At 68.8% G+C, this 19,804-nt stretch carries 17 protein-coding genes; 11 read left to right on the plus strand and 6 right to left on the minus strand.

From position 1 onward, the window contains the following. Positions 1 to 4 precede the first annotated feature (4 nt). Complete coding sequence (locus AB0N22_RS03815; RefSeq protein WP_364636307.1) at positions 5 to 1,390, plus strand: pyridoxal-dependent decarboxylase; 1,386 nt, start codon at positions 5 to 7, stop codon at positions 1,388 to 1,390. 3 nt (positions 1,391 to 1,393) lie between these two features. Here AB0N22_RS03815 and AB0N22_RS03820 read toward each other — a convergent pair whose 3' ends face one another. Beyond that, positions 1,394 to 2,050 (minus strand): TetR/AcrR family transcriptional regulator, encoded by a 657-nt coding sequence (locus tag AB0N22_RS03820; RefSeq protein ID WP_364636310.1) that lies wholly within the window; start codon positions 2,048 to 2,050, stop codon positions 1,394 to 1,396. Between the two features lie 48 nt (positions 2,051 to 2,098). On the opposite strand from AB0N22_RS03820, the gene uvrB reads away from it, so the two are divergent. Continuing rightward, a complete protein-coding gene (uvrB, locus tag AB0N22_RS03825) occupies positions 2,099 to 4,180 on the plus strand; it encodes an excinuclease ABC subunit UvrB (RefSeq protein WP_364636313.1) in 2,082 nt (693 codons plus the stop codon). A gap of 258 nt (positions 4,181 to 4,438) precedes the next feature. Continuing rightward, positions 4,439 to 5,437, plus strand: coding sequence for a TerC family protein (locus AB0N22_RS03830; RefSeq protein ID WP_364639202.1), 999 nt, complete (start codon positions 4,439 to 4,441; stop codon positions 5,435 to 5,437). A gap of 54 nt (positions 5,438 to 5,491) precedes the next feature. Here the strand turns inward: AB0N22_RS03830 and AB0N22_RS03835 are convergent, their stop codons facing one another. Next, complete coding sequence (locus tag AB0N22_RS03835) at positions 5,492 to 6,940, minus strand: APC family permease (protein ID WP_364636316.1); 1,449 nt, start codon at positions 6,938 to 6,940, stop codon at positions 5,492 to 5,494. A gap of 94 nt (positions 6,941 to 7,034) precedes the next feature. Here AB0N22_RS03835 and AB0N22_RS03840 point away from each other — a divergent pair, with 94 nt between their 5' ends. From AB0N22_RS03840 to AB0N22_RS03870, 7 genes are all read left to right on the plus strand, one after another. Further along, positions 7,035 to 8,315 carry a cytochrome P450 gene (locus tag AB0N22_RS03840; RefSeq protein WP_364636318.1) on the plus strand — a complete coding sequence of 427 codons (1,281 nt, stop codon included), beginning with the start codon at positions 7,035 to 7,037 and terminating at the stop codon, positions 8,313 to 8,315. Between the two features lies 1 nt (position 8,316). After that, complete coding sequence (locus AB0N22_RS03845) at positions 8,317 to 9,312, plus strand: hypothetical protein (protein WP_364636321.1); 996 nt, start codon at positions 8,317 to 8,319, stop codon at positions 9,310 to 9,312. An 88-nt stretch (positions 9,313 to 9,400) separates the two neighbouring features. Next, a complete protein-coding gene (locus tag AB0N22_RS03850; RefSeq protein ID WP_364636324.1) occupies positions 9,401 to 12,205 on the plus strand; it encodes an AAA family ATPase in 2,805 nt (934 codons plus the stop codon). A 79-nt stretch (positions 12,206 to 12,284) separates the two neighbouring features. Continuing rightward, the gene (locus AB0N22_RS03855) at positions 12,285 to 12,587 is read left to right on the plus strand and encodes a hypothetical protein (protein WP_364636327.1); all 303 of its coding nucleotides are present in this window, start codon (positions 12,285 to 12,287) and stop codon (positions 12,585 to 12,587) included. Further along, on the plus strand, positions 12,580 to 12,846 hold the full coding sequence (locus AB0N22_RS03860; RefSeq protein WP_364636329.1) for a hypothetical protein: 267 nt from the start codon (positions 12,580 to 12,582) through the stop codon (positions 12,844 to 12,846). The genes AB0N22_RS03855 and AB0N22_RS03860 overlap by 8 nt, the downstream gene beginning before the upstream one ends. Positions 12,847 to 12,872: 26 nt before the next feature. Then, complete coding sequence (locus AB0N22_RS03865; RefSeq protein WP_364636332.1) at positions 12,873 to 14,432, plus strand: Ig-like domain repeat protein; 1,560 nt, start codon at positions 12,873 to 12,875, stop codon at positions 14,430 to 14,432. 58 nt (positions 14,433 to 14,490) lie between these two features. Further along, positions 14,491 to 14,724 carry a hypothetical protein gene (locus AB0N22_RS03870; protein WP_364636335.1) on the plus strand — a complete coding sequence of 78 codons (234 nt, stop codon included), beginning with the start codon at positions 14,491 to 14,493 and terminating at the stop codon, positions 14,722 to 14,724. A gap of 10 nt (positions 14,725 to 14,734) precedes the next feature. Here AB0N22_RS03870 and AB0N22_RS03875 read toward each other — a convergent pair whose 3' ends face one another. The 4 genes from AB0N22_RS03875 to AB0N22_RS03890 form a co-directional block, all read right to left on the minus strand. Continuing rightward, on the minus strand, positions 14,735 to 15,229 hold the full coding sequence (locus tag AB0N22_RS03875) for a DinB family protein (RefSeq protein WP_364636338.1): 495 nt from the start codon (positions 15,227 to 15,229) through the stop codon (positions 14,735 to 14,737). 31 nt (positions 15,230 to 15,260) lie between these two features. Continuing rightward, positions 15,261 to 15,647 carry a hypothetical protein gene (locus tag AB0N22_RS03880; RefSeq protein WP_364636341.1) on the minus strand — a complete coding sequence of 129 codons (387 nt, stop codon included), beginning with the start codon at positions 15,645 to 15,647 and terminating at the stop codon, positions 15,261 to 15,263. Positions 15,648 to 15,713: 66 nt separating this feature from the next. Continuing rightward, complete coding sequence (locus AB0N22_RS03885; RefSeq protein ID WP_364636343.1) at positions 15,714 to 16,022, minus strand: hypothetical protein; 309 nt, start codon at positions 16,020 to 16,022, stop codon at positions 15,714 to 15,716. Between the two features lie 54 nt (positions 16,023 to 16,076). Then, positions 16,077 to 16,733, minus strand: coding sequence for an MBL fold metallo-hydrolase (locus tag AB0N22_RS03890; RefSeq protein WP_364636346.1), 657 nt, complete (start codon positions 16,731 to 16,733; stop codon positions 16,077 to 16,079). A 202-nt stretch (positions 16,734 to 16,935) separates the two neighbouring features. On the opposite strand from AB0N22_RS03890, the gene uvrA reads away from it, so the two are divergent. Continuing rightward, a complete protein-coding gene (uvrA, locus tag AB0N22_RS03895) occupies positions 16,936 to 19,800 on the plus strand; it encodes an excinuclease ABC subunit UvrA (RefSeq protein ID WP_364636349.1) in 2,865 nt (954 codons plus the stop codon). Positions 19,801 to 19,804 lie beyond the last annotated feature (4 nt).

Consider the following 19,804-nt stretch of genomic DNA (forward strand, 5'->3'; position numbering starts at 1 on the left):
CCCCATGACGGCACGCAGCGAGGCGTACGACGAGTCGCTCGCGAAGGCGCACGAGCACGTACGCCGCTGGTTGTCCTCGCTCGACGACCGGCCGGTGGGGCCGCGCGTCACCGCGACCGAGCTGCTCGACGAGGTCGGGGGACCGCTGCCCGAGCAGGGAACCGCTGCCGCCGCCGTCGTCGACGAGCTCGCCGCCAGGGCGGACGCCGGGTTGATGGCCATCGGATCCGGCCGTTTCTTCGGCTGGGTGATGGGCGGGACGCTCCCGGCTGCCCTGGGCGCCGACTGGCTGGTCAGCGGCTGGGACCAGAACGCCGGCATGCGCTACTCGACCCCGGCGACCGCAGCCTTGGAGGAAGTGGCCGGCGGCTGGCTGCTCGAGCTGCTGCACCTTCCTCGGACGGCGGACGTCGGGTTCGTCACCGGCGCCACGATGTCCAACTTCACGTGTCTTGCCGCGGCGCGCCACGCCGTGCTGGCCGGAGCCGGGTGGGACGTCGAGGACGAAGGCCTGAGCGGTGCCCCCAAGGTCCACGTACTGGTCGGCGCGGAGCGGCACGACACGATCGACCTCGCGTTGCGCTACCTCGGGCTCGGGCGGCCCACCGAGGTGGCTGCCGACGCCGAAGGACGCATCCGCGTCGAGGCGTTGGCCGAGTCCTTGGCGGCTATCCCGAATGGCGAGCCGATCGTGCTGTGCCTGCAGGCGGGCAACGTCCACTCCGGAGCGTTCGACCCGTTCGCGGCCGCCGTTGCGTTGGCCCACGAGCGCGGCGCCTGGGTCCACGTGGACGGCGCGTTCGGGCTGTGGGCAGCCGCGTCGCCCGGGCTGAGCCATCTCGTCGAGGGGATGTCGGGAGCGGACTCCTGGACCACGGACGCGCACAAGACCCTCAACGTCCCGTATGACTGCGGGCTCGCCATCGTCGCGGACTCGGCGGCGATGCGTGCGGCAATGGGTGTCCACGCCAGCTATCTCGTGGCAGACACGACGGGTCCCGGTGACCCGTTCGAGAAGGTCCCCGAGCTGTCCCGTCGTGCCCGCGGCATCCCCGTGTGGGCGGCGCTCCGGTCGTTGGGCCGTCAGGGCGTCGTCGAGCTGGTCGACGGCCTCGCGGCCAACGCGCACGCCATCGCGGCCGGGTTGTCGGAGGTCGAAGGCGTCGAGGTTCTCAACGAGGTGCTCTACACACAGGTCTGCGTGTCGTTCGGCAGCGACGAACGTACGCGGGAGGTCACTGCTCGCCTGATCGCCGACGGCACGACCTGGATGTCGGGCTCGCGCTGGCGTGACCGCGACGTCCTGCGCATCTCGGTCAGCAACTGGTCGACGGACGAGCGGGACGTACGCCTGTCGGTCGATGCCGTGCGGGCCGCAGCGGGGGTGTGAGGATCAGGACGTCTCGCCGCGGGCCATCGCGACGGCGGCGACGAGCACGAGCGACTTGACCTGGTCGAACGGGACGTTGTCGACGGCAGGCAGACCGGGGTTCTGCTCGCGGACCGACAGCTGCAGCGTCGCCAGGTTGAGCACGCCCAGCGCCTGCGTGTAGAAGACGTTGGCCAGGAGATAGGGATCCTTGACGTGGAAGTCGCCGCTGGCGGTGCCGGCCTCGAGGATCTCGACGACGTGCGACAGACATGAGGCCATGGCACGGCCGAGGTCGAACATCACGCGCTCGCTGACCTCTTCCATGAGCTCCGCGCCGCGGCGCCGCAGCAAGGCCTGGGCGCAGTCGACGAACGCCGGCAGCGCAGCGCCGAAGTTGAGGAAGGCGCCGGCGATGGCCTCGAGCCGGTCGACCGGCCCCAGGGCCGCGTCGTCTGCCGTGGCGAGCGTCTTGTCGAGCTCGTCGAGGTAGCCGACGAGGGTCTCGGCGAACAGCTCCTCCTTGCCGGAGAAGTGCCGGTAGATGATCGCGCGGTTGATGCCGACGGCCCTGGCGATGTCCTCGATCTGCGCATCACGCACCCCCCGCTCGTCGAACAGCGTCCGCGTAGCGTCGAGGATCTCCTGCTTGCGTTCTGCACGGCGTTCCGAGACGGGCATGGAGCCACTTTAAGGCCCTTTGTCGGAGGCGGGACGTAGGCTCGACGTATGCGTTCAGTGTCCGAGCTCAAGCGTCAGGTCGCGCCCATCGAGGTCGTCTCCGACTACCAGCCTGCCGGTGACCAGCCGGCGGCGATCGCCGAGCTCGAGCGCCGCATCAAGGCCGGCGCCAAGGACAGCGTCCTGCTGGGCGCGACGGGCACCGGCAAGACCGCGACGACGGCGTGGCTGGCCGAGCGCCTGCAGCGTCCGATGCTGGTGATGATGCCCAACAAGCTGTTGGCAGCCCAGTTCGCCAACGAGCTGCGTGAGCTGTTGCCCAACAACGCGGTCGAGTACTTCGTCTCCTACTACGACTACTACCAGCCCGAGGCCTACATCGCGCAGAGCGACACCTACATCGAGAAGGACTCGTCGATCAACGAGGAGGTCGAGCGCCTGCGGCACTCGGCCACCTGGTCCCTGCTGACCCGCCGCGACGTCATCGTGGTCGCCACGGTCTCGTGCATCTACGGCCTCGGCTCGGCCCAGGAGTACATGGAGCGCATGATCGGCTTCAAGGTCGGCGAGGAGCTGCCGCGTGACCAGCTGCTCCGCACGCTGGTGCAGGCGCAGTACGTCCGCAACGACGTCGCGTCGACCCGTGGCACCTTCCGGGTCAAGGGCGACACCGTCGAGATCTTCCCGGTCTACCAGGAGCACGCCGTGCGGGTGGAGTTCTTCGGCGACGAGATCGAACGGCTCATGACGTTGCACCCGCTGACCGGTGAGGTGCTGAGCGACGACCAGGAGCTCTACGTCGGCGCTGCGACCCACTACGCCGCCGGCCAGGACACCATGAACCGCGCGATGCGGACGATCGAGATCGAGCTCGAGGAGCGTCTCGCCGAGCTCGAGGGCGAGGGCAAGCTGCTCGAGGCCCAGCGGCTGCGCATGCGCACGACCTACGACCTCGAGATGATGCAGCAGGTCGGCACCTGCGCCGGCATCGAGAACTACTCGCGCCACATGGACGGCCGTGGTCCGGGCACGCCGGGCCACTGCCTGCTCGACTACTTCCCCGACGACTTCGTCCTGGTGGTCGACGAGTCCCACGTGACGATCCCGCAGATCGGCGCGATGTACGAGGGCGACATGTCCCGCAAGCGCTCGCTGGTCGAGCACGGGTTCCGCCTGCCCAGCGCGATGGACAACCGACCGCTCAAGTGGGCCGAGTTCCTCGAGCGCATCGGCCAGACGGTCTACCTCTCGGCGACGCCGGGCAACTACGAGATGGAGAAGGTCCAGGGCGAGGTCGTCGAGCAGATCATCCGGCCGACCGGGCTGATCGATCCCGAGGTCATCGTCAAGCCGACCAAGGGCCAGATCGACGACCTGATCACCCAGATCCGGCTGCGCACGGACCGCGAGGAGCGGGTCCTGGTCACGACACTGACCAAGAAGATGTCCGAGGACCTCACCGACTACCTCCTCGAGGCCGGGATCCGCACGCGCTACCTGCACAGCGAGGTCGACACGTTGCGACGCGTCGAGCTGCTGCGCGAGCTGCGCATGGGGGAGTACGACGTCCTCGTCGGCATCAACCTGTTGCGCGAGGGCCTCGACCTGCCCGAGGTCAGCCTCGTGGCCATCCTCGACGCCGACAAGGAGGGCTTCCTGCGGTCGGGGCGCTCCCTCATCCAGACGATCGGCCGCGCGGCGCGCAACGTGTCAGGGCAGGTCATCATGTACGCCGACACGATCACCGACTCGATGGGCTGGGCGATCGAGGAGACCAACCGGCGCCGTGAGAAGCAGGTCGCCTACAACACGGCCAACGGCATCGATCCCACCCCGCTGCGCAAGAAGATCGGCGACATCACCGACATGCTCGCGCGCGAGGACGCCGACACCGCCAACCTGCTCGCGGCGACGGGCGACAAGCGACGCAAGGGTGCGCCGGTGCCGCTGGGTCACACCGCCGAGCTGGCCAACCTGCCGTCGGGTGAGCTCGCCGACCTGATCGAGCAGCTCAGCGAGCAGATGCGCGCGGCGGCCGCCGAGCTGCAGTTCGAGGTGGCGGCCCGTCTGCGCGACGAGATCGGCGACCTCAAGAAGGAGCTCCGCAGCATGCTGCAGGCCGGCGTCTGACCCTTCGGCCCGGCCGCCTCGGGCGGCATGGAAAGGACATCAGCCAGCGGTCGATTCGATGGTTGATGGGCGCGCCTGCAAGAATGTGCAACGGAGGGGAGTATTCCCCGATCGCAACGTCGTCATCACGGAGACTCCCAGCAGTCACCCGGTGTTGCGGGCCGCCTCGCGCGGCGGAAGAGACCTCCGGCGTCCCAACGACCGGAGGAAATCACCGTGATCCTGCCCCTTGCCGAGAGCACTGCTGACAACGTCAGCATGTCGGTCTCGCAGACCGAGTGGATCGTGACGATCGCCGTCACGATCGCCGTGCTGCTGTTCGACATCATCGTGGTGGCCCGCAAGCCGCACGAGCCCACCATGAAGGAGTGCGCGATCTACCTGTCCGGCTACGTCGGGCTGGCGATCGCGTTCGGCATCTGGGTCACGGCCTATCACGACGTCGACGAGAAGGGCGGCGACTTCGGCCTGCAGTTCTTCGCCGGCTGGTTGACCGAGTACAGCCTCTCGATCGACAACCTGTTCATCTTCCTCATCATCATGGCGAGCTTCAAGGTGCCCAGGAAGCTGCAGCAGGAGGCGCTGCTCGTCGGCATCATCATCGCGCTGGTGTTCCGCGGCATCTTCATCGCGCTCGGAGCCGTGGCGATCAACAACTTCTCGTGGATCTTCTACATCTTCGGGGCCTTCCTCCTGTGGACCGCGTGGACGCTGGCCAAGGACACCGAGCACGACGACGACGGCGAGAACGCGGTCGTCCGCTTCGCCCGTCGGTTCTTCAACACCAAGGAGGAGTGGCACGGCCTCAAGCTGTTCATGAAGGAGAACGGCAAGACCTTCATCACCCCGATGTTCCTGGTGATCCTGTCGCTCGGCACGACCGACCTGCTGTTCGCGCTCGACTCGATCCCGGCGATCTACGGCCTGACCCAGGAGCCGTACCTGGTCTTCACGGCCAACGTGTTCGCGCTGATGGGCCTGCGACAGCTGTACTTCCTGCTGGGTGACCTCCTCCAGCGCCTGATCTACCTCTCCCAGGGCCTCGCGGTGCTGCTGGCGTTCATCGGCGTCAAGCTGGTCCTGCACGCCCTGCACGAGAACGAGCTGCCGTTCATCAACGGCGGCGAGCACGTCAAGGTCCCCGAGATCCCGACGCTGATGAGCCTCGGCGTCATCGTCCTGGTCCTCGGCGTCACGGCCATCGCCAGCCTGGTCGTGTCGTCCCGCCGCGAGAAGGCCGGCCACGAGCAGGGCTAGCACGAACCACGACGACGGCCGGCCCCGAAGGGAGCCGGCCGTCGTCGTTGTCGTTCAGACCTTCTCTTCGGCCACCCCTTCGAAGTCGCCCCCGCCGGTGCCGGTCATCCGGTTGGTGACGATCGTGACCAGCCACAGCGCCACGCCGATCAGCATCAGCACGCCGGCGATCTTGTAGATGAGCGCGTCGCGGTCGACCCACGGTCCGGCGAGGAACAGGCACAGCACCGCGCCGACATAGGGCAGGGGGCCGGGAGACGTGAAGAACTTCTTGACGTGGTCGTGGCGCTTGCCCCGCAGCACGACGCACGCGACGTTGACGACCGCGAAAACGCAGAGCAGGAGCAGGGAGGTCACGTTGGCCAGGTTGACCACGATGTCGCTGTCGGGTTCCTGTCGCACGTAGAAGATCAGGCCCATCGCCATGATGGTGGTGAACACGATGGCGGCCCACGGGGTCCGGCGGCCCGGCAGCACGGCCCCGAGTCCGCGGGGCAGGACGTTCTGGCGGGCCATGCCGTAGATGAGGCGGCTGGCCATGAGCATGTTGATCAGCGCAGTGTTGGCGACGGCGAACACCGCGAGGAACGGGAAGAGCTTGTCGATCGGGAAGTCCGGGGCGCCGACGGAGACGACCGACAGCAGCGCCCGGCCCTCCTCCTCGTTGATCTTCGCGATCTGGTCCGACGTCAGCACGGCGACCACGGAGACGGCGACCAGCATGTACAAGATGACGGCGATGCCCAGGCCGGTCAGCATCGTCCGGGGGAAGATCTTCTGCGGCTCCTCCACCTCCTCGACCATGTTGACCGCGTCCTCGAACCCGACCATCGCGAAGAACGCAATCGACGTCGCAGCCGTGACCGCCAGGAACAGGCCCTTGTCGTTGGCGTCCTCGAACACCGTCACGCGGTCGAGGTCGCCCTTGCCGTTGACGATCGCGTAGAAGCCGACACCGATGACGATCGCGAGGGCCGCGACCTCGACCAGCGTCAGCACGACGTTGAACTTGACGCTCTCGCCGACGCCGCGCAGGTTGATCGCGGCCAGCAGCACCATGAATCCCATGGCGATCGCGGTGATGGTCGCGTCGCCGGGGGCGCTGTCGATCCAACCGTTGATGACCAGGCCGTCGGTGAAGAATCCGGCCAGGGTTGCCGAGGCGGTGGAGGCGCTGGTGATGCCGGAGCACACCACGGCGAAGGCCACGATGAACGTGATGAAGTGCACGCCGAACGCCTTGTGCGCGTAGAGCGCGGCGCCCGCGGCCTGCGGATACTTCGTCACGAGCTCGAGGTAGGAGAGTGCCGTGATCGTGGCCACGACGAACGCCACCAGGAAGGGCAGCCAGACGATGCCGCCCACACCAGCGGCCATCTCTCCGGTGACGGCGTAGACGCCGGCGCCGAGGATGTCGCCCACGATGAACAGGAGCAGGAGCTTGGGTCCGAGGACCCTCTTGAGCTCGGTGCCGGACTCGTTGTGGGTGGTATTCGTCGTCATGGGTCCCCTTTGGTCCGCGCCGGTCGGGCGCTTCGTGGGACTCACCTTCCACCGACTGGCCCAGCAGCGCAACCGGGCAGTGTAGTTTCGACCCGTGGTTGACGTGAGGGCGAAGGTCTCTGGTTGGGTCGGCAAGCTGGTGGTGCGACGCATCCAGAAGAAGGGGATCGACCTCTCCCGAATCTCGTTCATCCCCGAGAAGACGAAGGTCCCGCTGCAACGCAACGGCATGGATCCGGTGCCGCGGATCGCCGAGATCCGGGCGACCGAGCCGATGCACAGGCTCGACCTGCCGTTCAACTTCCGCGCCTATCTCGTGACCGGCTACGAGGAGTCGCGACGCATTCTCACGGACCGGGACTCGTACTCCAACGACATCCGGCACATGTTCCACGGCGACGGACCCGCCACCTCGGACGACATCGGGGGACTGGGGTTCACCGACCCGCCACTGCACACGCGGCTGCGCAAGATCGTCACGCCCGAGTTCACGATGCGGCGGTTGGCGCGTCTCGAGCCGATGATCAGCGACATCGTCGACCAACAGCTCGACAAGCTCGCGGCTGAGGGCTCCGGCGCCGACATGGCCAAGCACGTCGCCTTCCCGGTGCCGTTCCAGACGATCTGCGCGCTCCTGGGTCTCGACTACGAGGACCGTGACGCGTTCGAGAAGCTCGGCAGCGCGCGATTCGACGCCACGAACGGTGGGGCAGCGGCCTTCGGTGCCGTCTCTGAGCAGCGCGAGTTCCTGTTCGAGGCCGTGGCGAGACAGCGCAAGGAACCGGGCGACGGCCTCATCGGGCAGATCCTGCGCGACGAGGGTGACCTGATCTCGGACGTCGACCTGGCCGGGCTCGCGGACGGCGTGTTCACCGGCGGGTTCGAGACCACCGCCGGCATGATCGCTCTCGGCACGATCGTCCTGCTGCGCGACCCGGAGTACGCCGCCCTGGTGCGCAAGGGTGATCCCGAGGACATCGACCGGATCGTCGAGGAGCTCCTGCGCTACCTGGCCGTCGTGCAGGTCGCGTTCCCGCGGTTCGCGAAGCAGGACATGATGCTGTTCGGCCAGCAGCTCAAGGCCGGCGACGTCGTGCTGGCCTCGCTGAGCGGGGCCAACCGCGATCCAGCATCCGCAGGGGAGCGGCCCGACGAGTTCGACCCCTATCGCGTACCGGCCAGCGGTCACCTGGCGTTCGGCCACGGCATCCACCGGTGCATCGGCGCCGAGCTGGCGCGCATGGAGCTGCGCATCGCGCTGCCGCGGCTGTTCCAGCGGTTCCCGAACCTCGCCCTCGCCAAGCCGCAGGAGGAGCTGAGCTTCCGCCAGCTGTCCTTCGTCTACGGTGTCGACGAGCTTCCGGTCACCTTCTGACGTGCCGGCCTTCCACGCGCGTACGGTCGCGGAGATCGAGGACTGGTTCGACGACCACGGGCTGCCGTACTTCGCCGGCGATCACGCCGACCGCGTGGAGCGGTGGTTGTCGCGCAAGCGCATCACCGCTGTCCTCGTCCTGATCGTCGCCGTGTCCGTCGCAGGTGGAGTCGGGGTGGCGCAGCTGGTCGATGATGGCCGCGCCTGGGGCGTCTTCACCGGCGTCGCCCTGTTCCTCGGCCTGCTCGGCTCGTTCGCCGGGCGGCTGCTGCGCATGGGCACGATGCTGCGCTGGGCCGTGCGGCGTACGTTCGGCTCGCTCGGGCTGATGCTTCCCCTGCTGACCCGCGCGCTGCCGCTGCTGCTGCTCGCCGTGACGTTCCTGTTCATCAACGCCGAGGTCTGGCAGGTCGCGTCGTTGATGTCGCGCAACGTGCTGTGGGCGTCGGTGGCGTTCTTCGCGGTCATCGCGACGGCATTCCTGCTCGTACGCCTGCCCGAGGAGGTGCGCAAGGTCGAGCGCGAGGTCGCCGGCGAGCGCCTGGCCGACTGCTGCGCCGGCACCCCGGCAGCCGAGGCGGCTCGTGAGATCACGGCCGAGCCTGCTGACCTGCCGCGGTTCGCGCGAGCCAACCTGGTGCTCGTGCTGCTGTTCAGTCAGGCGATCCAGGTGCTGCTGCTGAGCCTCGGCCTGTTCGCGTTCTTCGTGGTGTTCGGGCGCCTGACCATCCCGGACGACACGATCATCGCCTGGACGCAGCAGTCGTCGGTCCACGACCTGCCCTCGCTGGGCAAGAGCCTGCCGATCACCAACGAGCTGTTCCAGGTCGCCGTGTTCCTCTCCTCGTTCGCGGGGCTCTACTTCACGGTCTATGCGGTCAACGACCAGACGTACCGGTCGCAGTTCTTCGCGGGTCTCTCGACCGAGCTCGAGCAGGCCGTAGCGGTCAACGCCGTGTACGTGTCGCTGCCGCGCGACGAGACCGTCGAACGATGAGCGACGTCGATGGTCCGGTTCTGGTTGTGCCGGCCCCGCGGCCCACTTAGTCTCATGGCGACGTGTTCTGCGACGCATGAGTGAGGCCATGACGACCACGCCGCCGGCCGGTGCCGAGCACGACGGCCCGCCCATCTTTGGCCGGGAGCCTGCACTGGCCACCTGGCGTGCACTCGCGGAGCAGGTCGGCGCCGGCCGATCCGGTGGTCTGGCGTTCACCGGTTCAGCCGGCGTGGGCAAGACCGCTCTCATCGAGTGGATCCGAGGCGACGCACGTCGTCGATCGTGGGCGAGCGTCGCCGGGGCGGGCGCCCAGGCGACGCAGCAGCTTCCGGGACATGTGCTGTGGCAGCTCTTCGGATCGTTGGCGGCACGCGCACGAGCGGGAGAGCCGCCATTCGACGGACCGGGCCAGCACCTGCACACCTTCCTCCTCGGCGACCGACGGGATGTCGACGAGACTGCTCTGACGTTCGCGGCAGCCTGGGTGCTGCGCACCCTCACCGAGGATGAGGTCGTGCTCGTCGTGGTGGACGACCTGCAGTGGAGCGACGAGCTCTCGCTGAAGGTGGTGGCCGCTCTGCCGCACCTCGTGCGCGACGACCGGGTGGCCTTGGTCGTCGGCGTACGCGATCCGGAGACGGCTTCCGCGGCGACTCAGGGACTTCTTGAAGAATCGGCGACGACGCACGTCGCGCTCGAGCCGTTGCGGCGTCGCGACGTGGCGCAGTGGGTCAAGCACGCAACCGGAGCCGCGTCCACAGAAACCGTCACCCGGCTGCATGCCGCCAGCGCGGGTCTTCCGTACCTGGTCGGAGAGCTGCTGGCGGGTGGCGCCGAGACCGAGAGCGACGCCACCGAGCTCCTACGTCGCCGGCTGTCGACGCTGACCACGACCCAGCGTGAGGTCCTTGACGTGATCGTCCGACTGGGAGACCTGGCAGTCGACGAGCTCGTGACCGCGGTCACCGGTCATGACCGGCATGCGCTGGCCCACTCGTACGACGCTCTGCGCCGACTCCGCCTGCTCGCCGCAGGGACGCCGCTGCGGGTCACCCACCCGCTGGTCGGCGAGGCGACGCTCTCCGTCGCCGATCCTCCTGTCGCCGCCGAGGTCCACGCACGCATCGCGACGTCACTCTCCGCGGACGGCCACGGCACGGCCGTGGTCGCGACGCACCTCTTGCACACGGCCCCGGGTGATGACCCGGTGACCACGGACCTGCTGGTGCAGGCCGGTCTGGAGGCGCTCGCCTCCGGCTCGGCCACGGCGGCGAGCCAGCTCCTCGATCGAGCGCGGAGGCAGACGAACGTTCCGACTCGGGTGCGGACGCGGATCACGACGGCCGCAGGCCGCGCGCATCTACGTGCGGGCCGCATCGACGTGGCGGTCGCGCGGTGGCGTTCGGACTGGCGTGAGCTCTCGTTCGGTGAACGAGCAGAACGCCTGCTCGACATCGGCGACGCGGAGCTCATCCGCGGATGCCCGGACGAGGGCTCGGCGGCATATGCGGCCGCGGTCGACATCCTGGCGACGGCCGACCAGCTTGCCGTGCCTGAGGACGTCCAGCACCGCGTCTGGGCACGTCTGTCCCTCACCGGATTCTTCGACGCGAGTGCCGGCCAGCTGCGTCACCAGGCTGTCGAGACGATCCTCTCCCGATCCCCTGCAGAGGACGGGCCGGCCGAGCGTGCGCTGTTGTCGTACGAGGCGTTGCGGTCGGCGCTCACCGGCGAGTCAGCCGAGCGCGCCGGTGACCTGGCGGCCCGTGCCGTACGCGACGGCCTGTTGCTGCAGGAGGACGGGCCGGAGGGGACGATCCTGAACGCGGCCCTGGCGTCGCTGTGCAATGCCGAGCGTGACACCGAGGCGCTCGCGGTCGCAGACGAAGCGTTGGCGCGGGCACGAGCCCGCGGATCCGTGCTGGGCCATGCCTCCATCTCCTACCTGCGCGGTGCCCTGCACGCTCGGCGCGGCCGACTTCGGCTGGCACAGGCTGACTTGGAGAGCGCTGTTGCGGCCCGCGAGTACGGCTGGAGCGCCTTCCTCGAGTCGGCCGTCCAGATGCTGGTCCAGGTTCACCTGGCCCGCGACGACCATGACGCCGCCAAGGAGCTGCTCGAGCTCGTGCCTCTCGACCGGAGTCGGCAACCGCTCATGCGGGCAGCTGCGTTGCATGCTCACGCGGCCGTCGCACTCGCCGAGGGAGCCCACGAAACCGCGCTGGACCGGTGCATCGAGGCGATGGATCTCACCGAGGCCTTCCGTGGTCCCGTCTTCAGCTGGTGGCGACGGGACGCGATCCGCGCGGCCGTCGTGCTGCAGCGTGGCGAGCTCGCCCAGTCGGTTGCGGAAGACATCGTCGTGACGGCGGAGTCCTTCGGTGCACCGCGCGGCCTCGGAACCGCCCTTCGTGCGGCGGCAACCGCTGAGCCGTTCGAGCAGGCTGTTGCGACACTTCGACGAGCCATCGGGCTGCTGGCCGCCCATGACGGCCACCTCGAGCACGCCGAAGCCTGCGCAGACCTCGCCTCGCTCCTGCTCCAAGCGGGGCACAGTGACGAGAGCCGGCGGTCCGAAGCCGTCACGTGGGGTACCCGCGCGATCGCAGCGGCCGAACGGATCGGGGCCCGCCGGGTCGTGCGGGAGGTCTCCGCTCTCCTCGAAGGTCTCGAGGTCACCCCAGAGGTCGCGCCGGCTACGCGCCTCGACCGGCTGTCGCCCGGTGAGCTGCGTGTGTGCGAGCTCGCGATGCAGGGGATGTCGAACCGGCAGATCGCCGAGCACCTGTTCATCACGGTCAAGGGTGTCGAGTGGCATCTGTCGAAGTCGTACGCCAAGCTCGGCGTCCGGTCACGCCGGGAGCTCATCGCGCAGGCACCCCAGTCCTGAGTACTGGGGTCAGGATCGGACAGTTCGGCCGCTCAGCCCGACCAGCATGGGTCAGGTACTCATCGAGATCGGAGCGACCATGACCATGTCCATGACCCAGGCATCCTCTCCACGCCTGGAGACCAGCCCGAACGGCACCTGCCGCGCCCGAGCGCTCGTCCTCCTGGGCGAGCGGGTGTCCGAGGACGGGCTCCGACCGCACGTCGTGGAGCTGCACGCCGTGGCAGCCGCGGCGGCGTCCGTCAGCCCGGTGGCTTCTGCCGTGCTGGCCGACCACACGTGCCCCGATCCCGTGCGCGAACGTGCTTTCGCTGTCGCCGTGCGCGACCTGTTGGCTGCGTACGACCAAGGCGCGGATGCCGACGGTGGCCTTCGTGACTGACGTCGCGGACGCACTGGTGCTCGAGCTCCTCGCTCGTCTGGGCGCGGTCGAGCACGATGTCGACTCGCTGCACGCCCAGCTCGGGCTCACCCGGCCCTCCGAGGCAGAGGTCCCCCAGGCGGTCCTCCCCGAGGAGGTCGCCCAGATGGTGCGCGACGGTGCCCTCGACAAGGCGGCACGCCGCCTGATGATCGAGGACGGCATCGCCCTCGCGGTGGCCCGGGCTCGTGTCGACGCCTGCAGCCGAACCCTCAACTGACTACTCCACACCGATCGGAAGAACCCATGCTGACTCGTCTCACCGCTGCAGCGGCGCTCACGGCGACCGTCCTGCTCGCCCCGACCTCGACCCAGGCGACGCCCGCCCCTCCGCACCCAGGTGGGGACGTCGTCGCCTTCGGCTCTGCCACCGACGGCAAGCTCGACGTACCGCCGCTCCCGTCCGGCATGTCTTACGTCGAGGTCGACGGCGGCTACAACGCCACCGTCGCCCTGCGGTCGGATGGTCACATCGTCGGCTGGGGCCACGAGGTCGAGCAGTACAGCAGCCTCACCCCACCGGATCTGCCCAGCGGAACCACCTACACCGACGTCTCCACGAACGGGACGGTCACCTTGGCTCTGCGGTCCGACGGAGTGGTCGTGCCCTTCGCCACGACCAACCCGTACGGAACGAGCATGGTGCCGCCGCTTCCGGCCGACGTGCAGTACACCGATCTCCAGGTCGGTTCACGCGACGTGCTCGCACTGAGGTCTGACGGTCACATCGTCGCGTGGGGAGAGGACAACTTCGGGCTGCACGCCATCCCGGCGCTGCCCGACGGCGTGACCTACACGACCTTTGCGGTCACGATGACCCACGCGCTCGCTCTTCGGTCCGACGGGCGCGTCGTCGCGTGGGGAGCGACCTCACAGGGCAAGACGGACGTGCCGGACCTGCCCGAGGGCACGACCTACACCGGTGTTGCCGCGGGCCTCTCGCACAGCGTCGTCATCCGGTCCGACGGCGAGGCCCTGGCCTTCGGCCAGAACGACTCGGGCCAGGCCGAGGTGCCGCCGCTGCCGGACGGCCTGACGTACATCGATGCGTCTGCAGGGTTCAACCACACTCTCTTCCTCCGGTCGGACGGCAGCGTCGTCGGCAGCGGTGTCGACGCAGACGGCCAGCTCGCAGCGCCCGCGCCGGACGGCGAGATGCGGAACGTCGCCATGGCAGGAGGCTTCTCGCACTCGGCGGTGATCCGCGCCACCGTGCCGGATTCGGTGACGACTGCGGCCTGGCCCGCGACCATCACGTACGGCAAGCCTTCCGTCGTCCCGATCACGGTCTCCACGGCGCACGGGTCCCCGCCCCCCGGACCTGGGACCGTGCGGATCACGGGCTCAGACGGGCGGCCCATCGCCGCCGGCACGACGGATGCCGACGGCAAGGCGACCTTGGAGATCGGTGCCACCGCGCTGAAGCCTGGCAGCCATGCGCTACGGGTGACGTTCATGGGCAGCCCGACGGCGTGGCGGTCGGAGTCGCAGACCCGCACCATGACAGTCGGACGAGCCGTCTCGACCGCAGCGCTGTCAGTCCCGTCGCACATGCGCGCGGGCACGCGTCGCACGGCCAGCGTGACCGTCCGTGCCACCGGCGTCACCCCGACGGGCAAGGTGCGCATCATGGACGGGAGCCGTGTGCTGCGCGAGTTCACGATGCTGGCCTCGTTCGGCGGTCGCCGAGCGGTGCTCCTGCCGAAGCTGCGCGAGGGCAAGCACCGGCTGCGCCTGCGGTACGTGGGCTCTGCCCACGCGACATCGGACTGGTCGCTCACGCACGACGTCACGGTTCGGCGCTGACCGGTCCGACGAGGAGCTGCCGGTTGCACCCCACCCGCGACGGGCGCACGATGAGGGCATGGCGCGCAGGAAGACCACGCTCCGCGAGCACCACCGACGCTGGGGCGTCTACGTGGCAGTCGTCGTGTTCATCGCCGCAGGAGCGGCGTTCGTCATCGGCTTCGCCCGCGAGGGAGAGGTCGCGCGCGAGCCGTGGGGCTACCTCGCCGTCGCCGTCGCGATCCTTGCAGCGGTCGGCGGGCTGCTGCTGTCGTTCGCCCAGGCGGCGTACGAGGCCCAGGACGACGACTGAGGCGTGGTCGTCACTCGCCGGTCTCGCCGTCGATGGCCTCTCGGATCAGGTCGGCGTGGCCGTTGTGGCGCGAGTACTCCTCGATCATGTGCACCAGCACCCAGCGCAGGGTGAACGGCTCGCCGGTCCGCGGGTGCCGACCGCCCGCCTCAAGCGACCGGGCTGCTGTGATGTCGCGGGACCGGGCGACGTGCTCGTCGAGGACGGTCCGGGCCTGGTCACCCGTCGACTCGTCCAGCTTGCTGAAGCCGTCCGTGTCGTACGGGGCGGGCGCATCCTCGCCGGCGATGACGACCTGGAACCACCAGCGCTCGACGCCGGCGAGGTGGCGCAGGAGGCCGAGCAGGGTGACGTCCGACGACGGCACCGCCTGCCGACGCAGCTCGTCGTCGGTGAGTCCGGCGCACTTGTGGTGAAGCGTCGCCCGGTGCCAGTCCAGCATCGTCGTGAGGATCGTCCGCTCGTCACCGGTCGTGGGCGGGTCGGTGCGCAGGTCTTCAGCCATGCGGGGACCCTAGCGGCTTCGTGGCTGAGGCTCAGACAGGTGAGGCGGGCTCTCCACCGTCCAGAGGGGCGCACTGGCCGAGGGTGATCGCCTTGTTGCGCGCGAAGTGCTCCGAGGAGCGTGCAGCCTCCGGGTAGTCAGCCGGGTCGAGGTTGGCGTAGTACTGGACCGCGTCGAGCAGCGCGTCGGCCTCCGGCTCGTCACTGATGCGGGACAGCACCGTGGCCGGGATCTTGGCCTTCTCGAAGTGCTCGACCGTGCCGGCGTAGTCGCCTCGGTTGAACTCCGCGATGCCCTCGTTGACCTCGCGGCAGGTGTTGGCCTGGGCCTGAGGCACGGTGAGGCCGCGATCGGGTGAGCCCGCGTCGCCGCAGGCGGAAAGCACCAGCAGAAGGATGAGCGCGGTCGCACTTCTCATGTCTCGGACCCTAGGTCCTGGGCCACCGGTCCGCAGGATGAAATGGCGCCAGCGCGGACGCGCGGCCTAGGTCGTGGGCCCGGGTCGCCTGACCGCCCAGTAGCCCATGAGCCCGATCGTCAGGAGGAACGAGAGACCCACGAGCCCGAACCCGAGCAGCGTCACAGTGCTGCCGCCGGAGTCATCGTCGTACGTCACGGTCAAGGTCGAGGAATAGGACCCGTCCACTTCGTCGCCCGAAGTCTCGGTCTCGCTCGGTGAATTCGCGTACCAGCCCGACGGGGTGGACTCTCGGCTCTCGCCGACTGCCACGAGCACGAATCCCGCGACTGCGAGCGCGGCAGCCACGAGCATGAGGCGTTTGATCAGGCGCATCCAGCAAGTCTGGCGCACCGCCTGCCGATGCTGAACACGTGGCGTGGAACCCGCCTACCAACCTCTGGCGCGCCACTCCGCCAGGTGCGGCCGCTCGGCACCCAGGGTCGTGTCGTTGCCGTGCCCGGGATAGACGTGCGTGTCGTCGTCGAAGCGCCCGAAGATCTTGGTCTCGACATCGTCGATCAGCGTCGCGAAGGCGTCCGCGTCGCCGAACGTGTTCCCGACACCGCCCGGGAAGAGCGAGTCACCGGTGAACAGGTGCACGATGCCGTCCGGATCGTCGTACGCCAGCACGATCGAGCCCGGCGTGTGGCCGACGATCTCGATGACCTCGAGCTCGCAGGAGCCGACCCGCACGCGGGCGCCCGTACGTACGCGGGTCGTGACTGGCACCGGAAGCTCGTCGGCATCGTCCTCGCCCGCCACGGTCTCGGCGCCCGTACGTTCCACGATCGCCGCGAGTGCCTGCCAGTGGTCCCCGTGCCGATGCGTCGTGATGACGCGGGCGAGGCCGTCGCGGCCGATCAGGTCGAGCAGCGTGTCGTGCTCGTTCGCCGCGTCGATCAGGGCCTGCTCTCCCGTGAGGACGCAGCGCAGCAGGTAGGCGTTGTTGTTCATCTCGCCGACCGCGACCTTCGTGATCATCAGGTCACCGGCCACCTGGACGTCGGCGGGCCCGCCGACCTCGACTTCTCCCGTGTACGTCATGGGGCCAGCCTGCCAGACCCGCGGGGGCGGTGAGTACGCGTCCATCCTGGGCTCAAGCGTGGACGCCAGGTCACCGCTCGGCGCCAAGCCGGGACGCTGTGAGCGAACGTACGGTCGCTCGGCGGGTTTCTGTCGGAGCACCTCCATACAATGGAGTGGGCCAAGATCTTGCCCGCAACCACCGATCATCTCAGGGGAGCCAGTGACCGACCGCCTCGTCATCCGCGGCGCACGAGAGCACAATCTCAAGGACGTCTCGCTCGACCTGCCGCGAGACTCGCTGATCGTGTTCACGGGTCTCTCGGGCTCCGGCAAGTCGTCCTTGGCGTTCGACACGATCTTCGCCGAGGGCCAGCGGCGCTACGTCGAGTCCCTGTCGGCGTACGCCCGGCAGTTCCTCGGCCAGATGGACAAGCCCGACGTCGACTTCATCGAGGGCCTGTCGCCGGCCGTCTCGATCGACCAGAAGTCCACGAGCCGCAACCCGCGCTCGACCGTCGGCACGATCACCGAGGTCTATGACTACCTCCGCCTGCTCTACGCCCGTGCCGGCCGCCCGCACTGTCCCGTCTGTGGCGAGGCGATCGCGCGTCAGACGCCGCAGCAGATCGTCGACCGCATCATGGCCGGCGACGAGGGCACCAGGTTCCAGGTCCTCGCACCGATCATCCGCGGCCGCAAGGGTGAGTACTCCGAGCTGTTCCGGCAGCTGCAGTCCCAGGGGTTCAGCCGCACGATCGTCGACGGTGAGACCCACATGCTGGCCGACGAGCCCCCGGCGCTCGCCAAGCAGAAGAAGCACACGATCGACGTCGTGGTCGACCGTCTCCAGGTCAAGGGCAACCAGAAGCAGCGCCTGACCGAGTCGGTCGAGACCGCGCTCGGGCTCGCCGACGGCCTCGTCATCATCGACTACGTCGACCTGCCCGCGGACGACGAGCACCGCACCCGCCGGTTCTCCGAGAAGCTCGCGTGCCCCAACGACCACCCGCTCGAGGTCGACGAGCTCGAGCCGCGCTCGTTCTCGTTCAACGCGCCCTTCGGCGCCTGCCCCGAGTGCCACGGCTTGGGCACCCGCATGGAGGTCGACCCCGAGCTCGTCGTGCCCGACGACGCCAAGTCGCTCAACGACGGCGCCGTGGCGCCGTGGTCGTCCGCGCACGTGGCCGACTACTTCTCCCGCCTCATCGGCGCGCTCGCCGACGAGATGGGCTTCAGCGCCGACACCCCGTGGGGCGACCTCCCGGAGAGCGTGCGCGAGGCGATCCTGCACGGGCACCCGACCAAGGTGCACGTGCGCTACAAGAACCGCTACGGCCGGGTCAGGTCCTACTACACCGAGTTCGAGGGCGCGATCACCTACCTCGAGCGTCGCCACGAGGAGACCGACTCCGAGACCAACCGCGAACGGCTCGAGGGCTTCATGCGCGAGGTTCCGTGCCGGGTCTGCAACGGCACCCGCCTCAAGCCGGTGATCCTGGCCGTGACGCTGGAGTCCGAGAAGTTCGGTGCCAAGAACATCGCCGAGGTCTGTGCGCTGTCGATCGCCGAGGCGTCCGAGTACCTCCAGACCCTCGAGATGAGCGACCGGGAGCGCCAGATCGGCGAGCGGGTGCTCAAGGAGATCAACGAGCGGCTGCGCTTCCTGCTCGATGTCGGCCTCGACTACCTCGCCCTCGACCGTGCCGCCGGCTCGCTGTCCGGCGGCGAGGCCCAGCGCATCAGGCTCGCGACCCAGATCGGCGCCGGCCTCGTCGGCGTGCTCTACGTGCTCGACGAGCCGTCGATCGGCCTGCACCAGCGCGACAACCACCGCCTCATCGAGACGCTGCTGCGCCTGCGCGACCTCGGCAACACCCTGATCGTCGTCGAGCACGACGAGGACACGATCCGCGCCGCAGACTGGGCCGTCGACATCGGCCCCGGCGCGGGCGAGCACGGGGGACAGGTCATCGTCTCCGGCCCCGTCGACGAGCTCTACGCCAGCGACGACTCCCTGACCGGGCAGTACCTCTCGGGCCGCAAGTCGATCCCGTTGCCCGAGTCCCGCCGCCCGCGCGTTCCCGGCCGCGAGCTCACGGTGCACGGCGCCAAGGAGCACAACCTCCGCGACATCGACGTGACGTTCCCGCTGGGCATGTTCGTCGCCGTCACCGGGGTGTCCGGCTCCGGCAAGTCGACGCTCGTCAACGACATCCTCTACACCCAGCTCGCCCGCACGGTCTACGGCGCCCGCGCCATCCCCGGCCGTCACCGCACGCTCACCGGCCTCGAGGAGGTCGACAAGGTCATCCACGTCGACCAGTCGCCGATCGGTCGCACCCCGCGGTCCAACCCGGCGACCTACACCGGGGTGTTCGACCATGTTCGCAAGCTGTTCGCGCAGACGCCCGAGGCCAAGATGCGCGGCTACCAGCAGGGCCGGTTCTCGTTCAACGTCAAGGGCGGCCGCTGCGAGGCGTGCTCCGGCGACGGCACCATCAAGATCGAGATGAACTTCCTGCCCGACGTCTACGTGGCGTGCGAGGTCTGCCACGGTGCCCGCTACAACCGCGAGACGCTCGAGGTGCACTACAAGGGCAAGACGATCGCCGAGGTGCTCGAGATGCCGATCGAGGAGGCCGTCGAGTTCTTCGAGGCCATCCCCGCGATCGCCCGACACCTGCGCACCCTCGTCGACGTGGGCCTCGGCTACGTTCGCCTGGGACAGTCGGCACCGACGCTGTCCGGTGGCGAGGCGCAGCGCGTCAAGCTCTCGGCCGAGCTGCAGAAGCGGTCGACCGGCCGCACGGTCTACGTGCTCGACGAGCCCACGACGGGCCTGCACTTCGAGGACATCCGCAAGCTCCTCGGGGTGCTGCAGCGCATCGTCGACACCGGCAACTCGGTCATCGTCATCGAGCACAACCTCGACGTGATCAAGACCGCCGACTGGGTCATCGACATGGGACCCGAGGGTGGCAGCGGTGGCGGACTGCTGATCGCCGAGGGCACGCCCGAGGACATCGCCAACAGCCCCGCCAGCCACACCGGCACGTTCCTCAAGCCGCTGCTCGTCACCTCGTAGGCTG

Origin of the sequence: Aeromicrobium sp. NPDC092404 (assembly GCF_040684095.1) — a bacterium.
GTDB lineage: Bacteria > Actinomycetota > Actinomycetes > Propionibacteriales > Nocardioidaceae > Aeromicrobium.

Coding starts and splice junctions, on each gene's coding strand:
- AB0N22_RS03815 (WP_364636307.1), top strand. CDS start 5: ATGACGGCACGCAGCGAGGCGTACGACGAGTCGCTCGCGAAGGCGCAC.
- AB0N22_RS03820 (WP_364636310.1), bottom strand. CDS start 2,050: ATGCCCGTCTCGGAACGCCGTGCAGAACGCAAGCAGGAGATCCTCGAC.
- uvrB (WP_364636313.1), top strand. CDS start 2,099: ATGCGTTCAGTGTCCGAGCTCAAGCGTCAGGTCGCGCCCATCGAGGTC.
- AB0N22_RS03830 (WP_364639202.1), top strand. CDS start 4,439: ATGTCGGTCTCGCAGACCGAGTGGATCGTGACGATCGCCGTCACGATC.
- AB0N22_RS03835 (WP_364636316.1), bottom strand. CDS start 6,940: ATGACGACGAATACCACCCACAACGAGTCCGGCACCGAGCTCAAGAGG.
- AB0N22_RS03850 (WP_364636324.1), top strand. CDS start 9,401: ATGACGACCACGCCGCCGGCCGGTGCCGAGCACGACGGCCCGCCCATC.
- AB0N22_RS03855 (WP_364636327.1), top strand. CDS start 12,285: ATGACCATGTCCATGACCCAGGCATCCTCTCCACGCCTGGAGACCAGC.
- AB0N22_RS03865 (WP_364636332.1), top strand. CDS start 12,873: ATGCTGACTCGTCTCACCGCTGCAGCGGCGCTCACGGCGACCGTCCTG.
- AB0N22_RS03870 (WP_364636335.1), top strand. CDS start 14,491: ATGGCGCGCAGGAAGACCACGCTCCGCGAGCACCACCGACGCTGGGGC.
- AB0N22_RS03875 (WP_364636338.1), bottom strand. CDS start 15,229: ATGGCTGAAGACCTGCGCACCGACCCGCCCACGACCGGTGACGAGCGG.
- AB0N22_RS03880 (WP_364636341.1), bottom strand. CDS start 15,647: ATGAGAAGTGCGACCGCGCTCATCCTTCTGCTGGTGCTTTCCGCCTGC.
- AB0N22_RS03885 (WP_364636343.1), bottom strand. CDS start 16,022: ATGCGCCTGATCAAACGCCTCATGCTCGTGGCTGCCGCGCTCGCAGTC.
- AB0N22_RS03890 (WP_364636346.1), bottom strand. CDS start 16,733: ATGACGTACACGGGAGAAGTCGAGGTCGGCGGGCCCGCCGACGTCCAG.